This is a genomic window from Halomonas heilongjiangensis (assembly GCF_002879645.1).
Taxonomy (GTDB): Bacteria; Pseudomonadota; Gammaproteobacteria; order Pseudomonadales; family Halomonadaceae; genus Halomonas; species Halomonas heilongjiangensis.
In genome coordinates, this window is the sequence record NZ_PNRE01000025.1 from 108,263 (window position 1) to 123,029 (window position 14,767).

At 67.6% G+C, this 14,767-nt stretch carries 14 protein-coding genes; all 14 read right to left on the reverse strand.

Annotation, left to right across the window (positions count from 1 at the left end):
• Positions 1-50 precede the first annotated feature (50 nt).
• The 14 genes from C1H66_RS05445 to wbpA all read right to left on the reverse strand — a co-directional run bounded on the left by C1H66_RS05445 (position 51) and on the right by wbpA (position 14,767).
• On the reverse strand, positions 51-1,247 hold the full coding sequence (locus C1H66_RS05445; protein WP_102626887.1) for a DegT/DnrJ/EryC1/StrS family aminotransferase: 1,197 nt from the start codon (positions 1,245-1,247) through the stop codon (positions 51-53).
• The gene (locus tag C1H66_RS05450) at positions 1,247-1,954 is read right to left on the reverse strand and encodes an acetyltransferase (RefSeq protein WP_102626888.1); all 708 of its coding nucleotides are present in this window, start codon (positions 1,952-1,954) and stop codon (positions 1,247-1,249) included. The genes C1H66_RS05445 and C1H66_RS05450 overlap by 1 nt, the downstream gene beginning before the upstream one ends.
• Positions 1,947-2,543: a sugar transferase gene (locus C1H66_RS05455; RefSeq protein ID WP_102626889.1), complete on the reverse strand. Its 597-nt coding sequence runs from the start codon at positions 2,541-2,543 to the stop codon at positions 1,947-1,949. Before C1H66_RS05455 ends, C1H66_RS05450 begins: the two co-directional genes overlap by 8 nt.
• Positions 2,540-3,796 (reverse strand): glycosyltransferase family 4 protein, encoded by a 1,257-nt coding sequence (locus C1H66_RS05460; RefSeq protein ID WP_102626890.1) that lies wholly within the window; start codon positions 3,794-3,796, stop codon positions 2,540-2,542. The genes C1H66_RS05455 and C1H66_RS05460 overlap by 4 nt, the downstream gene beginning before the upstream one ends.
• Before the next feature lie 12 nt (positions 3,797-3,808).
• Positions 3,809-4,927 carry a glycosyltransferase family 4 protein gene (locus tag C1H66_RS05465; protein WP_102626891.1) on the reverse strand — a complete coding sequence of 373 codons (1,119 nt, stop codon included), beginning with the start codon at positions 4,925-4,927 and terminating at the stop codon, positions 3,809-3,811.
• Complete coding sequence (locus tag C1H66_RS05470; RefSeq protein ID WP_102626892.1) at positions 4,887-6,206, reverse strand: hypothetical protein; 1,320 nt, start codon at positions 6,204-6,206, stop codon at positions 4,887-4,889. Before C1H66_RS05470 ends, C1H66_RS05465 begins: the two co-directional genes overlap by 41 nt.
• 30 nt (positions 6,207-6,236) lie before the next feature.
• Positions 6,237-7,607: a polysaccharide deacetylase family protein gene (locus C1H66_RS05475; RefSeq protein WP_205738627.1), complete on the reverse strand. Its 1,371-nt coding sequence runs from the start codon at positions 7,605-7,607 to the stop codon at positions 6,237-6,239.
• 98 nt (positions 7,608-7,705) lie between these two features.
• Positions 7,706-8,632: a GNAT family N-acetyltransferase gene (locus C1H66_RS05480; protein ID WP_102626893.1), complete on the reverse strand. Its 927-nt coding sequence runs from the start codon at positions 8,630-8,632 to the stop codon at positions 7,706-7,708.
• 16 nt (positions 8,633-8,648) lie between these two features.
• Positions 8,649-9,233: a GNAT family N-acetyltransferase gene (locus C1H66_RS05485; RefSeq protein WP_102626894.1), complete on the reverse strand. Its 585-nt coding sequence runs from the start codon at positions 9,231-9,233 to the stop codon at positions 8,649-8,651.
• A 12-nt stretch (positions 9,234-9,245) separates the two neighbouring features.
• Positions 9,246-10,712, reverse strand: coding sequence for a lipopolysaccharide biosynthesis protein (locus C1H66_RS05490; protein ID WP_170064089.1), 1,467 nt, complete (start codon positions 10,710-10,712; stop codon positions 9,246-9,248).
• A gap of 31 nt (positions 10,713-10,743) precedes the next feature.
• On the reverse strand, positions 10,744-11,829 hold the full coding sequence (locus tag C1H66_RS05495) for a DegT/DnrJ/EryC1/StrS family aminotransferase (RefSeq protein WP_102626896.1): 1,086 nt from the start codon (positions 11,827-11,829) through the stop codon (positions 10,744-10,746).
• A gap of 25 nt (positions 11,830-11,854) precedes the next feature.
• Positions 11,855-12,445: an acyltransferase gene (locus tag C1H66_RS05500; protein ID WP_102626994.1), complete on the reverse strand. Its 591-nt coding sequence runs from the start codon at positions 12,443-12,445 to the stop codon at positions 11,855-11,857.
• 14 nt (positions 12,446-12,459) lie between these two features.
• A complete protein-coding gene (locus C1H66_RS05505; protein WP_102626897.1) occupies positions 12,460-13,410 on the reverse strand; it encodes a Gfo/Idh/MocA family oxidoreductase in 951 nt (316 codons plus the stop codon).
• Positions 13,411-13,450: 40 nt separating this feature from the next.
• Positions 13,451-14,767, reverse strand: coding sequence for a UDP-N-acetyl-D-glucosamine 6-dehydrogenase (wbpA, locus tag C1H66_RS05510; RefSeq protein WP_102626898.1), 1,317 nt, complete (start codon positions 14,765-14,767; stop codon positions 13,451-13,453).

Here is a 14,767-nt window from a genome sequence, read left to right on the forward strand (position 1 = left end):
GGTGGTCTCTCCGTGACGGGACGGGGCCCGATGCCCTGCCCTGCGCTGCCTCACTCCCTGCCGCAGGCCCGTTCCATCACCTCGCCGAGCACCGCACAGGTCCTGTCGATCTCGACTTCGGTAAGCGTGGGGTGGCAGAGGAACATCAGGCTGGTCTCGCCGAGTTCGCGCGCGATGGGCAGGGGACGCGGTGGCCGCCAACCGGTGTCGTCGAAGGCCTGCTCGCGGTACACCTCGGAGCAGGACCCGGAGAAGCACGGCACGCCGCCGGCGACGATCTCGGCGATGATGCGGTCCCGACTCCAGCCCGGGGCGAGCCGCGCCGGCTCGACGAAGACGTAACACTTGTAGGCGGCGTGCTCGATATCGCCGGGCAGTGCCGGCACACGCAACCCGGGGCTCGCGTCCGCCGCCCGCCAGATGCGTCGGGCATTGGCCTGGCGGGCGGCCTTCCACTCGGGCATGCGCGCGAGCTGGATCCGGCCGATGGCGGCCTGCATCTCGGTCATGCGCCAGTTGGTGCCGAAGCTCTCGTGCAGCCAGCGAAACCCCGGCGGGTGCTCGCGCCGGTGGACCGCCTCCCAGCTCTTGCCGTGGTCCTTGTAGGCCCACATGCGCTGCCATAGCGCGCGGTCGCTGGTGGTCACCATGCCACCCTCACCCCCGGTGGACATGATCTTGTCCTGGCAGAACGACCAGCAGCCCACCTGGCCGATGCTGCCCACGCTGCGCCCCCGGTAACGGGCGCCATGGGCCTGGGCGCAGTCCTCGATGACGTAGAGACCGTGGCGGTCGGCCAGGGCCATCAACGGCTCCATCTCGCAGGGCCAGCCGGCCAGATGGACGGCGACGATGGCCCGCGTCCTGGGGGTGATCCTGTCGGTCACGCTCCTGGCGGTAATGTTCTGGGAATCGCGGTCGACGTCGGCGAACACCGGCACCGCACCTGCGGTGACGATGCTCGACGCCGAGGCGAGGAAGGTGCGCGAGGTGACGATCACCTCGTCGCGCCCGGCGCCCTCGCCCTCGCCGATACCCAGGCCCTTGAGGGCCAGGTCCAGTGCCGTGGTGCCATTGCACACCGCCACGGCGTATTCACTGTCGGCGAAATGGGCGAACTCGCGCTCGAAGGCGCGCCCCTCCTCGCCGGTCCAGTAGTTCACCCGGTTGGAGAGCAGCACCCGGGTGGCGGCATCGGCCTCGTCCCGGGTGAAGGACGGCCAGGGGGAAAAGGGTCCATTCAGCATCATGATCTTCCTTGTGGTGAAGCCAGGCCGAGCCGCCGTCTGCCGACGGCCGGGTCGTCCCTGGCGGTGGCATTCTCCTGGGCGAGCGGGCGGGCCGGCACCCCCGCCACGGTGAGGCCATCGGCGATGTCGGCGACCACGGCGGCGCCTGCCCCCACCATCACGCCCTCACCGATGGTCACGCCCTGCCTCACCGCGGCGCCCACGCCGATCCAGCTGCCGCGACCGACCGCGACATCGCCCGCCACGTTGGCGCCCGGGCCCACGTGCACGCCGGGCCCGAAGCGGCAGTCGTGACCGACGGTGGCACTGGTGTTGACGATGGTGCCCATGCCGAGCTCGGCGAAGGCGTTGATCACCGCGCCGGCGACCACCACCGTGCCGGCCCCGAGGCGTGCCAGTGGGCTGACCGTGGCCCGGGGGTGCACCAGGGTGACGAGCCGTGCATCGGCCCTGGCCAGCGTCTCGAGCTTGGCCTGACGCACGGCGTTGTGGCCGATGGCCACCATCACGCCGTCGAACTGCGACAGTTGGTTCAGCAGTACCGCCATGCCGCCTCGTACCGGCCAGTGCTCGAGGCACGACTTGTCGGGCCAGGCATCGTCGAAGAAGGTCACTTCCCGCCAGCCGGTCTGCATGGCGATATCCGCCACCACCTTGCCATGACCGCTGGCACCGAAGATCGCCAGGTGTCCCCGATTACTCATCCCGGCCTCCTCGGAAGCGTGGCATCGCCACATCGCCGTCATGGGCGATGCCCTCGCGTACCACGACCTTCTTCACCGTGAGCAGCAGGATCCGCAGGTCGAGTCCCAGCGAGCGGTGGTCCACGTACCACACGTCCAGGTCGAACTTCTCGTCCCAGGTCAAGGCATTGCGGCCGTTGACCTGGGCCCAGCCGGTGACCCCGGGGCGCACCTCGTGGCGGCGGAACTGGTGCGCGTCGTAGAGCGGCAGGTACTCCATCAGCAGCGGCCGCGGGCCCACCAGGCTCATGTCGCCGCGCACTACGTTCCACAGCTCCGGCAGCTCGTCGAGGCTGCTGGCACGCAGCCATTGTCCGAACCGGGTCATGCGCTCCGCGTTGGGCAGCGGTTCGCCCCGCTCGTCGAAGGCCTCGCGCATGGTGCGGAACTTGATCATCCGGAACGGCCGGCCGTGCAGCCCCGGCCGCGTCTGGCGGAACAGCACCGGCGAACCGAGCTTGAGCCGGACCAGCAGCGCCACCACCACCAGCAGCGGCGAGAGCAGGATCAGGGCGACGAGGGCCACCAGGATATCGAGCAGTCGTTTCATCGCACTTCTTCCATGACGTCGTTCATCACGCCGGCCAATCGGCCCGCCAGGATCCGATAGTCGTAGGCCGCTTCCATGTGCTCCCGCCCCGCACGCCCCAGCGCCGCGCGCTCCTCGGGCGACAGCGCGGCCAGGGCCAGGATCGCCTCGGCCAGCGCCGCCGGGTCCTCCGGCGGCACCGAGATGCCGGCCCCGGCGTCGGCGACAGGATCGTTCACCGCACCGGAGGCGATGATCACCGGACGCGCCGCGGCCATGTAGTCGAACAGCTTGTTCATGCTGATGCCGAAGCGATAGAGCCTCGGCAGGTCGCGCACCGTGATCACGAAGGCATCGGCCTGCTGGGCCAGTATCGGGATCTCGCGCTTGGGGACCGGCGGTTCGAAGCGCACCCAGCGTCCATCGAGGCCGAGCCCAGTGGCCTGGCGCTGCAGCGCCTCCTTGGCCGGCCCCTCGCCGATCAGGCGCAACTGCACGGGCAGCCCTCGACCGTCTCGCTCGCAGGCCTCGCGCACCCGCCCCATGGCCTCGATGAGCACCTCGAGGCCATTGGCCTCGCCGTGCCCGCCGAAGTACATCAGCGTCAGCGGCATCTCCTGGGTGGGCACCGACGGTGGTGACGGGGCCGGGTAGTCGGCCAGGTCGACCCCGTTGGAGAGCCATACCACCCGTTCGGCCGGTACGCCCCGGGGGACGATGTAGTCCCGCGCCCGGGGCAGCAGCGTCAGCACGCGTCGGGCGCGCCGGTAGAGGAAGGTCTCGAGCGTGCGCATGGCCCGGGTCATCGGGCTGCCCTCGCGCAGCCGCCCCATGTCGACCAGGGTCTGCGGCCAGAGGTCGCGGACCTCGAAGACGAAGGGCACTCCATGGCGCCTGGCCAGCCACCAGCCGGCCAGGGCGGCGAAGGGGTGGACACTCGAGCCGATGATCAGGTCGGGGCGCTCGAGACCGGCAAGCCGCGCGGGACGAATCGCCTGCAGGGCGTACTCGAGCATGCTCTTCATGCGCCCGCCGCCGTTGCCGCGGTAGCTCGAGGTGCGCAGCCACAGGAAGGGCACGCCATCGCAGCTCTCCAGCCGCGTCTGCTCGCCGTCGCCCAGCCGCTGGTGGCCGCTGGGATGATCGACGCTGGCGGCGATCAGGGTGGCCTGCCAGCCGTAGGCCGGCAGGTGGCGTGCCAATTGGAAATGGCGCGCGCCGCCGGCCACTTCCGGGTGCTTGGCATAGTGGTTGAGTATCCAGACGTGTCTCATGGGGGCCTCGGGTCAGCCGGAAAGGGCGCGGTAGGTATCGAGCAGCTTGTCTTCCTCCTGCTGCCAGTTGTAGCGCTCGGCCACGGCCCGCTGCCCGTTGGCGCCCATCTCGCGGGCCCGTACCGGGTTGGCCACCAGGAAGTCGATGGCCTCGGCGATCGCCGGCGGATCGAGCGGGTCGACGCAGAGCCCGCAATCGTTGCCGACGACGATCTCCCGCCACAGCGGGAAGTCCGAGGCGATCACCGCCACCCCGGCGCTCATGTACTCGAACATCTTCACCGGCAGCGCATCGAGATAGTTGATCACCGGATGCAGGGTGACGAGACCGGCGAGCGAGCCGCCCATCACTCGACGCACGCCGTCACGATCGAGGTAACCGTGGGCCTCGACCCGCGCCCAACCGGCATAGGTCATCACCTCCTGTTCCACGGCAAGCTGGTTGAAACTGCCGGCGAGCTGCAGGCGGCACTCCTGATCCACCGACTCCATGGCGCGCACGATCTCGCGAATGCCACGAATCGGCGCGATGCCACCCACATAGCAGACCGAGGGCGGCTCCTCCGGCGAGGCCGCCAGGGTCGGATCGGGCGCTCCGCTGAGTTCGCCCTGCATGGGGAAGTTGTTGACGTCCACCACCCGCGGGTGGAACTCGGCGAAGCGGTCGCGGATGTAGGGTGTCGCGGCGACGACGGCGTCGAAGTCGCCACAGGCCCGGCGCTGGTAGACCTCGACCCCTCGGGACAACATCCGGCTGACGGTACCGTTCAGGTAGTGCTTGGCCAGCATCTGACGCGGCAGGTCCTCGTGGGCGTCATAGACCACGGTACGCCCCTGGCGCTTGAGTCGGCGGCCGATCGGCATCAGCTCGGGATCGTGCAGGTGGTAGACGTCGGCCGCCAGCGAGCGGGCACGCACCAGCACCCGGCGGGTGGTCTTGAAGATGCGGTTCCAGCGCCCCGGGAGCTTGCCGACATCGACGATGCGCACGCCGTCGCGCTGCTCGTCGCCGCGGCCGTCGGCGACCACCAGGGTCACCTCGTGGCCGGCCGCCGCCAGCGAGCGACACTCCTTGAGGAAGATCCGCGTGTCATAGCGGGGATGGGCGGAGGTCAGATGTGCCACTTTCATGATCGTCTCGTCCTTGTGAATCGTCGGCAGCCTCTTGCTGCACGTTCTCGTCTCGGCGACTGGCGTCATCCTGGGTGGCCAGTCGCGTGCAGACCATGGCGTTGGCGAAGGCGCCCCAACCCAGCGCCGGCAATGGCCAGAACACGGGCTTGGCCAGCACCACCAGCAGCAGGCAGACGAAGTTGATGGAGAAGGCGAATACCCACCAGGCGGAGGTATCGCGCCGATAGACCATGCGATACGCCGACCCCAGGAAGGCCACCACGGTCATGCCGACATAGAGCACGAAGCCGGGCAGGCCGTAGTTGACCCAAGCCGAGAGCATGCTGTGGGCATAGCCTCCGGTGCCGCCGGCGGCGGTGACATGGCCACCAAAATTGCCCAGCCAGGGGCTGGCGATGATCTGCCCCAGGGCGCGCTGCCCGAGGTCCTGGCGCGCCAACCAGGAGCTGGTGCCGGAGAGGTCCAGCACCTGTAGCTGGCGAGTGCCCGACATCGCCTCGAACTGATTGACCACCACCAGCACGGCCAGGGCGACCACCGCCAGCAGGGTCAGCAGGTACTTGGCGCTCGTCCCCGCCCAGACCATCAGCAACACCATGGCCAGGGCGAGGAAGGCGTAGAGCTCCGAGCGAGCGCCGAGGACGAACATCACGAAGGCCCCCATGGCGATCAGGCCGGCCCTCCCCGAGGCGCCCCGACTCACGGCGATCAGGTAGACGAGCATCACCAGCGCACTGCGGGCATAGCCCTGGTAGGTGGAGACGTTGTCGCCGCCGCCAGCCTCGATCATCTGCCGGGCGAAGAACAGCAGTTGGCCGGTCGTGACCACGAAGAACAGCAGGTAGCCGGTCGTCGCCAGGAAGGCGATCCGGAACGCCTTGGCCAGGACCGGGGAATCCAGCGGTACCCGGTAACCCATCACGAACAGCACCAGCCACAGCACCATCGTCTCCAGTGACTGGATCATCGCCGCACGCAGCTGGCCGCCTCCCTGGAGGCCGTAGCTGGCAACCGACCAGCACAGCACATAGGCGAAGAAGGCCATGACCAGCAACGCGAATCCCCGGGTAGCGGAGAACAGGACGTGGCGTTGCGACGGCAGCACCACCGCGTAGATGCCGAACATCAGCACCGACACCACCCCGAACAGGCCGCCGAGGAAGGCGGGGATCAACCCCAGGGCCACCAGGGTGTGGTAGATCATGAACCCCGGGAACAACACGAAGAAGCCGACGCCGGAGGCGCGTGCGGCCAGGGAGTCACCGGACAGGATCATGGGATGAACTCCACGCCGGACAAGCCCCCCTCATGCCGCCAGCACGCGTTCGTAGAGCGCGCGCTGGGCTCGGGTGGTCAGCTCGGAGTTGTGCCACAGCAGGGTGAAGGTGCCGCCCATGGCACGACAGCGGGCCTTGAGGGCGGCGAAGCGCTCGAAGGCCTCTTCGCCGGCTCCCAGCCCCAGGTAGAGCGGTGACATCACCGAACACTCCATGGCGATCAACGGCCGGATTCGCAACGGCGGAGCCTCGCGTTTGACCGGGTCGAAGGCCGGATAGTCGAAACAGGTGCCACAGCGGAAGCCCGGCGACTCGGCGTAGCCCATGGTGCTGTCGTAGTCCATCTTCGCCTGGGCCCAGCCCTGCAGGGTCAGCGGGGTCTGCCAGCGCAGGTAGTGCATGCGTCCGCCCCACTCGGCCTGCTCGATCCCCTCCTCGGCGCACACCCGGCGCAGTCGGGCGGCCTCGTTGGCCAGCTCCTTGGGATTGCGGAAGGTATGGTAGCTGGGGTGCAGCCCGATCTCGTGACCGCGGGCGTGAATCCCCCGGAGCAGTTCCCGGATCGCCGGATGCTCCGGCTCGTAGTCGGCGTCCTTGCGCGGGTCGGTGCGACCGCAGATGAAGTAGAAGGCGCTGGTCAGCCCGTAGCGCTCCGAGAGGTCCATCAGCCAATCGAAGGTATTGAGCGGATCCAGGGGGTGCAGGCGTCGCCGCGTGGTCAATCGCACCCAGGGGCCGAGCAGCAGTGCCTGGGGGCGTTGATGCAGCAGGGTGTCCCCCAGCATCACCCGGGCCAGCTTGATGTCGCGCGCGAAGCCGTAGCGGCTGGGACGATCGACATCGTGGGTGGGCCGCATCCGGAAGACGTGCCGCCGCAGCGTTACATCCGGCCACTGGCAGCGGATCACCTGGCCGAGCACCGCCAGCCACTCGTCGACCACCGGGCGATCCAGGTAGCCGTGTCGGCCGGCATGCGAGGCGCTGGCCGGGAAGCGGCAGTGGCGGTCCAGGGTCTCGGCCTCCACCTCCTCCTGGCGGCTCAGCATCCAGTAGGCCAGCCCGAGGATATCGTAGTGGATGGCCAGGCCGCCGGGGGCCGGCTCGACCAGCGGCCGGGGCAGGCTGTCCGCTCCCGGCGCCGGCAGGGGCAGGTCGAGGGGCGCGGTGAAACCTTCGGCGGCGGCGTCCCAGTGTGCGTGAGGCAGGTCCCCTCCGGGCAGGAAGAAGCCCGACTGGAGGCGGTCGAACAGCAGTTGGCCCGGCGCCCCGTCCAGCGTCATCACCAACCGCTCGGGGCCATCGCGTTCCAGACGCAGGGGCAGACCGAAGCGTTCGTCGAGTACTTGCTCCAGCCAGGCGAGCAACGGATCGGCACCGGCCATCGCCGTGCCGGTGGCCATGTCCGCCGTCGTGGTGGCAGGGACGAGTGGCGAACGAGGGATCGGGTCAGCGCCCGTCCGAGGCGCCGGCTGTGGGCCGTGCAGTGCAATCATGTCGTTCACTTGGATTCCCTCTTCAACAGGGTACGTGCCGTCACATAGGCTTCCCGGGCCAGCTGACGCATGCCGCGCTGGCTGATCGCGAAGTGGCAGACCAGCCGCCCACCCCAGGCTTCCTTCATCTCCGCCACCGGCGGAATGTTGGCACCGATGAAGTCGAACACCGTGCAGCCCTGCGCCTCGAAGAACGCCAGGGCTTCCTCGGCCACCAGGTTGTTGACGCCATCCTTCATGGCTTCGGTCTTCATGCCCGCCGACCAGGCCAGGGCATGCCCGCCGGGGACATAGAGACAGACCCGGGTACCCATGGGCTCGCCCCGCGCATTGCGGGCCAGAAAGCAGACGAAGTGATCCGGCCCCATCAGCTCGGCGAGGCGTTCGAGCTCGGTGGCCTCCAGGCGGTAATCGAACCCCTTGCGGGCCTCGGGCCCCGACAGACACCCCGCCACCGCGACATAGTCGTCGCTCACCTCGCAGCGGTAATCGAGTCGGCGACACTTGCGTGCCTTCTTGCGGGCGCTGGGGTCGATACGCTCCTCGCGCCCGGCGATCTCCAGGTGGTAGGTGAAGCGCGGTCGTGCCGACATCTGCGCCCACTCGAAGGGGCGTACGTCGTCGGCCACCGGGGAGAGGCTGAGACTGCCCCCCAGCCCCGTCTCGCGCAGCCGCTCGGCCAGGCGAGTCAGCGCCATCCGCTTGCGCCGATTGATCGAGGCCGGGCGCTCGCTGCTGCACGCGAAATGGATCGGCAGATAGGGATTGCGTGGCGGCGTGACCAGCCGCCCGCGCCGGTTGCGGTAGAGCACGGCATCGAGCCGCCAGGCATCACCCTTGTCGGGGGTCAGCGTCACGTGCTCGGCCTCGAGCCCCCACTGCTGCTCGTTGAACTCGATCCACCCGGGGTGGAACAGGGGGTCACCATTCATGCGCCTTCCTTATCACTCAAGATCCATCCTGGAACCAGCGAATCAGATACTGTCGATCGGCCCTCATTGCCGCGTCGTGATACCTCTCTACGGGGACGAACCCCAGTTTCTCGGCGGACGCCAGGGAGGCCTTATTGTCGAGCGATATGCGGGCCGAGATGCCCTTGAACCCCTGCGTTTCGAAGTGGTGAATGGCCACCCTTTTCAGCTCGGATGCCACGCCCCTTCCCGTCATGTCTGGACTGACCCCGATGAATCCTTCATGGATCGTCTCATCGGCAATGTCTCTTCTGTTCACGTAGTACATGTTCATGCCCACCACTCGTGCCTGCCCCTGGTGCCGGGCAACGGCGACCAGCGTCATCTTTCCGCCGAGCCATCGGCATACGGCCCTCATCACCCAGTTGGGCCGTCTTCCATCGTGCAGCGAGGCATAGAGCTCCATCACCTGACCATACTCACCTGCCTCCATGCCTCTGTAGACGATGCCCTCTCTGACTCCACAGCCGATCCTGGAAACCTTGCGACCCGCCACCAGGTTTCCCAGCACGACCATGACCCCGCCACAAGCGGCCTGCAGCCTCCTGAAATGCCACATCATGGTGCCCTCTCTTCATGCCGACCGACGATCAAGTGTCGCCCCCTTGTCCTGCCGGACCCGCCACCATGTCCACCCGACCGCCAACGGCGTCACGACTGCCACGAACCAGATCAGGCTCATGACGCCCTGGTGGTACAGGACGATCATCGGCAGGATGATGGCAGTGAACATCAGCAGATTGATGAGCTCGAAGCCCATGCTCCTGACGAATGAAACCCCCGCCTTGTTGAAGAACCATGCCTGCTGAAGGAGATAGACGAGGGCGCTGACCAGGGAGAAGACGAGAACGGCCATGTCCGCACCGGCACCGGCCATGAACAGGACGAACAGCAGGCCGAAACGGGCAATGAGCATCAGCAGCTGGGCCAGCATGGCATCGCGCTGCAGCTCCAGTACGCTGGCCAACATGGACAAGGGGGACCACTGGAACTGGATGTAGATCCACGGCAGCATCCACTGGGCATAGACGCCGGCCTTGCGCCACTGCTCGCCGAAGATCATCGCGAAGAGCTCCGGCCCGATGACCATGAGGCATACCAGGGGAGGAATCCCGAGGATGGCGAGCTTCCTGTGCAGGGACTCGACCAGTGGCGAGAGCCGGTGCTGTCTCCTGGCCTCGGGAGCATGGGCCAGGAAGACGCTGCCGATGGCATGCCCCACCAGGCTGATCGGCATGGTCAGGATGCGCAGCGTCAGCCCATAGAGCCCCGCGACCGTGGCTCCGTAGAGGGCCACGAAGACGATGGGGGCCAGTTGCAGGCTGCCGGTGTTGAACAAGCCGGTCCAGGTCGAGTAGATCGGAAAGTTGCTGTATCGGCGGGCCTGCCGCGCCACGCCCTGCAGGGAGCAGTGCCTGAACTCCGGTCGCCTGACGGCAGACAGCGCCAGGCCGGAGGCCCCGATCCCCTGCCCGGTGGCCTGACCTCCCAGCAAGGCAACGGGCCCGAGCGGCGAGGCCCCGATCTGGATCCCCAGCATGCCCAGCGCCTGCCAGATCCGTGTCCGGGCGACATGGGCGAAGTGCCGCGTACGAACCGCCCATTTGTTGAAGACCTGGTAGGTCCCGACGAACAGCACCCCCACGGGAACCAGCCACAGGTACTCGGCAAGCTCCGGCGTGCCGAGCGTCGCCGCGATCGCCTGCGACCAGAGCAGGACCCCGATCAGGGCGAGGCCCGCGGTCAGCAGCACGCAGAGCAGGCCCAGCAGCACCAGATTGGCGGCGTCCTGGTCCTCTTCGGGAAGCGGAATGGCCAACTCGTAGCGCCCGGCCGCCACGACCGTGAACAGCGCCAGAAAGGCGGTGAAGACGGCCAGCAGACCGAAATCGTCCGGGGTATAGAGACGCGTCAGCAGGGGCGCCGCGAGCACCGCCAGGAGCTGTGCTCCTGCCGTGCCCCCCACCAGCACGCTCACCCCGCGGGCGAAGGCATGGGTGGGAAGCAACCGGCGGGCCGGGGCGCCAAGACGGTTCAGCACGCGACGCCTCCCCCGGGTATCCCGACGACCATCAGAGCAGGGCCTCCTGGAGTGCCGTGACGATCCGGTGCTGATCGTCGGCGCCCAGGTAGGGGTGCATCGGCAGGCTGATCACCCGTCGGGCCGCCGCATTGCCCACCGGCAGCTCGGCACAGGGGTCGGCCACCGCCGGCTGCTGGTTGAGCGGGATCGGATAGTGCACCGCGGTCGGTATGCCCGCCTCGTCCAGCCGTGCCAGCACCAGCTCACGGTCCTCCACTTCCACGGTGTACTGGGCGAAGACACTGGTGTTGTGGCGCTCCACATGGGGCGCCTCGAGCCCCGCGGCGCCGAGCAGTCGTCCGTAGCAGTCGGCGACCTTCTCGCGCAGCAGCAGTTCCTCGTCGAGGATCTCCAGCTTGGGCAGCAGGATGGCCGCCTGCAGGGTGTCGAGCCGGCTGTTGACGCCGACGCGCACATGGTGATAGCGGCGGTCCTGGCCGTGACGGGCGATCTGCCGGAGCACCACCGCCAGGTCGTCGTCATCGGTGAAGAGCGCCCCGCCGTCGCCGTAGCAGCCCAACGGCTTGCTGGGGAAGAAGGAGGTGGTGGCAATCGAGGAGAGGCTCCCCGAGCGACGGCCCCGGTAGGTGGCACCGAAGCTCTGGGCCGCATCCTCGATCACCGGGATGCCGTGCCGCTCGGCGATGGCGTTGATGGCATCCATGTCGGCGCACTGACCGTAGAGCGAGACCGGGATGATCGCCCGGGTACGCGGGGTGATCGCCGCCTCGAGTTTCGCCGGGTCGAGCAGATAGGTACGCGGATCGATGTCCACGTAGACCGGCCGAGCGCCCAGCAGGGCCACGGTCTCGGCGGTGGCGATGTAGGTGAAGCCAGGCGTGATCACCTCGTCGCCGGGGCCGATGTCGAGCGCCATCTGGGCGATCTGCAGGGCATCGGTACCATTGGCACAGCTGATGCAGTGGCGTACGCCGACGTAATCGGCCAGGCGCGCCTCGAGTTCCTCCACTTCCGGTCCGAGGATGTACTTGCCATGCTCCAGCACCTTGCGGATGCCCTCGTTGATGCGGAAGCGGATCCGCAGCTGCTGGGCCTTGAGGTCGATGAAATCCATGTGTGCGCTTCCCCTTGGGTTGGGCTCAGGCCGGGTGGCAGGTGACGCTGCGGCCGTCGAGGCGATAACGGTCGCCGGTGTGCGGGCAGATCGCCTCCCCCTCGCCGTCCAGCGGCAGGTCCAGGCGCTCGCCGTGGCGGCTCATCCAGCCGACCTGGCGTCCCGGCACCCCCACCACCAGGGCGAAGTCCGGCACGTCGCGGCTGACCACGGCCCCGGCGCCGATGAAGGCGAAGCGGCCGATGGTCACCCCGCAGACGATGGTGCAGTTGGCCCCCAGGGTGGCGCCTTCACGCACCCGGGTGTCGCGGAACTCGTCCTTGCGCTCGACCAGCGCGCGCGGGTTGTGGACGTTGGTGAACACCATGCTCGGGCCGCAGAACACCCCCGCTTCCAGGGTCACGTTGTCGTAGACCGAGACGTTGTTCTGCACCTTGCAGTCATCACCGATCACCACCCGATTGCCGACGAAGACGTTCTGGCCGAGCGACACGCCGCGGCCGATGCGCGCCCCGCCGCAGACATGGACGAAGTGCCAGACCCTGGAGCCGGCGCCGATCTCGGCGCCCGCGTCGACGATGGCGCTGGGATGAATCTGTACCCGTGATCTCTGCATGTCCATGTCCGACCTCACAACGCGAAGCGATTGAGGCAGGGGTGCGCCTCACCCGTGACCGGCCGCTCGGGGGTGGCGCCGCGGATGGCGTCGACGGTCTCGATGCAGTGGCGGGCCTGTGCGATGCCGTAGCCGCGACCGGCGAGGATCTCCCGATAGCTCACCGTGTGCAGATCGGTGAACCCACCAGAGAACTCGATCTCGCGCCCCTCACAGAGGATCGAGCGGTAGGTGGTCTGCTGGCCCTCGACGCTCGAGGGCAGGTCGTTGGCATCGATGGAGAGGAACCAGCGTACCCGCGCCTTCTCGTACTCCAGGTAACCGGCGGCGCGGTGCTCATCGGCGTAGTGGAGCACGTTGCGCTCCAGGTCGCCGAACACGAAGTGCAGCATGTCGAAGAAGTGCACCCCGATATTGGTGGCCACGCCGAAGGACTTGCGCGGGTCGCCCTTCCAGCTCTCGTGGTACCACTTGCCGCGGGACGTGATATAGGTCAGCTCGACATCGTGCTTGTCGTGGCGTGCCTCGGCGGCGACCCGCTCCCGCAGCTCGAGGATCGAGGGATGGTGGCGCAACTGGAGGATGTTGTAGACCCGCTTGCCGGTCTCCTGCTCGACGCGCTCGAGTTCATCGAGCAGTGCCGGCGTGGGCACCAGCGGCTTCTCGCAGATCACGTCGCAGCCCAGGCGCAGCCCGGCGGTGATATGGGCGTGATGCAGGTGGTTCGGGGAACACACCGCCACGTAGTCCAGGGCGGTATAGGGATCGCGGCGACGCTGCCAGGCGTGCTCCTGGAAGCGTTCGAACTCGGTGAAGAACTCGCTGTCCGGCGAGACGGAGTCGATGATCCCCACCGAGTCGTTGATGTCATAGGCCACCGCCAGATGGTTGCCGGTCTCCTTGATGGCCTTCATGTGGCGCGGCGCGATGTAGCCGGCAGCGCCGATCAGTGCGAAGTATTTCATGGCGTGTTCCTTGTGCTCATGGGTCATGTCGGGGCTGGCCTCAGGCCTTGATCACCTTGTCGATGTCATCGCCGCGATAGATGCCGCGGGTGTCGACGATCAGCCGGGCATGGGCACGGATCATGTCGTAGTCGAAGCGATCGTGGTCGGTGGCCAGCACCACCGCGTCGTAATCGGCCAGGGTGGTGGGGGTGAGCGGCACGCTCTCGAGGTCGAAGTGATGCTCACGCATGGTCGGGAACACCGGCACGTGGGGGTCGCTGTAGGCCACCTCGGCACCGCGAGCGCGCACCAGTTCCATGATCTGCACCGAAGGCGATTCACGCATGTCATCGACGTTCTTCTTGTAGGCGATGCCCAGCACCAGCACCCGGCTGCCCTTGAGCGCGAGGCCCTGCTGGTTGAGGCCCTCCATCAGCTTGCCGACCACGTACTCCGGCATGCCCTGGTTGATCTCGCCCGAGAGCTCGATGAAGCGGGTGTGCAGGCCGTATTCGCGGGCCTTCCAGGTGAGGTAGAAGGGGTCGATGGGAATGCAGTGCCCCCCCAGCCCCGGGCCGGGATAGTAGGGGGTGAAGCCGAAGGGCTTGGTGGCGGCGGCGTCCACCACCTCGAAGATGTCGATGCCCATGCGGTCGGCGACCACCTTCATCTCGTTGACCAGGCCGATGTTCACCGCCCGGTGGATGTTCTCCAGCAGCTTGGTCATCTCGGCGGCCTTGGTCGAGCTCAGCGGCACCACCCGGTCGATGGCCGGGCGGTACAGCGCCACGCCCACCTCGCGGCAGGCCGGGGTGTGGCCACCCACCACCTTGGGAATGGTGCGGGTCTCGAAGTCGGGGTTGCCCGGGTCCTCGCGCTCCGGCGAATAGACCAGAAACAGCTCACGTCCGACCACCAGCCCCCCCTCCTCGACCCGAGGCAGCAGCTCCTCCTCGGTGGTACCGGGATAGGTGGTACTCTCCAGCGAGATCACCTGCCCCTCACGCAGGTGGCCCTTGAGGGCATCCACGGTATCGATCACGAAGCTCATGTCGGGCTCGCGATACTTGTTGAGCGGGGTCGGCACGCAGAGGATCACGGCGTCGGCCTCGGCGACACGGGCGAAGTCGGTGGTGGCCTCGAAACCGGCGTCACGAGCCCTGGAGACTCGCTCGCCGGGGATATGCTCGATGTAGCTGCTCCCGGCGTTGAGCCGCTCGACCTTGGCCGGGTCGATGTCGATGCCCAGCACCCGATAGCCGATGTCGCTGTAGCGCAGCATCAATGGCAGGCCCACATAGCCGAGCCCGACGATCCCGATCACGGCATCCTTGCGCTCCAGCCGGTCAATCACTCGATCTTTGATAGTGGTCAT

Coding starts and splice junctions, on each gene's coding strand:
- C1H66_RS05445 (WP_102626887.1), bottom strand. CDS start 1,247: ATGCTGAATGGACCCTTTTCCCCCTGGCCGTCCTTCACCCGGGACGAG.
- C1H66_RS05450 (WP_102626888.1), bottom strand. CDS start 1,954: ATGAGTAATCGGGGACACCTGGCGATCTTCGGTGCCAGCGGTCATGGC.
- C1H66_RS05455 (WP_102626889.1), bottom strand. CDS start 2,543: ATGAAACGACTGCTCGATATCCTGGTGGCCCTCGTCGCCCTGATCCTG.
- C1H66_RS05460 (WP_102626890.1), bottom strand. CDS start 3,796: ATGAGACACGTCTGGATACTCAACCACTATGCCAAGCACCCGGAAGTG.
- C1H66_RS05465 (WP_102626891.1), bottom strand. CDS start 4,927: ATGAAAGTGGCACATCTGACCTCCGCCCATCCCCGCTATGACACGCGG.
- C1H66_RS05470 (WP_102626892.1), bottom strand. CDS start 6,206: ATGATCCTGTCCGGTGACTCCCTGGCCGCACGCGCCTCCGGCGTCGGC.
- C1H66_RS05475 (WP_205738627.1), bottom strand. CDS start 7,607: ATGGCCACCGGCACGGCGATGGCCGGTGCCGATCCGTTGCTCGCCTGG.
- C1H66_RS05480 (WP_102626893.1), bottom strand. CDS start 8,632: ATGAATGGTGACCCCCTGTTCCACCCCGGGTGGATCGAGTTCAACGAG.
- C1H66_RS05485 (WP_102626894.1), bottom strand. CDS start 9,233: ATGATGTGGCATTTCAGGAGGCTGCAGGCCGCTTGTGGCGGGGTCATG.
- C1H66_RS05495 (WP_102626896.1), bottom strand. CDS start 11,829: ATGGATTTCATCGACCTCAAGGCCCAGCAGCTGCGGATCCGCTTCCGC.
- C1H66_RS05500 (WP_102626994.1), bottom strand. CDS start 12,445: ATGCAGAGATCACGGGTACAGATTCATCCCAGCGCCATCGTCGACGCG.
- C1H66_RS05505 (WP_102626897.1), bottom strand. CDS start 13,410: ATGAAATACTTCGCACTGATCGGCGCTGCCGGCTACATCGCGCCGCGC.
- wbpA (WP_102626898.1), bottom strand. CDS start 14,767: ATGACCACTATCAAAGATCGAGTGATTGACCGGCTGGAGCGCAAGGAT.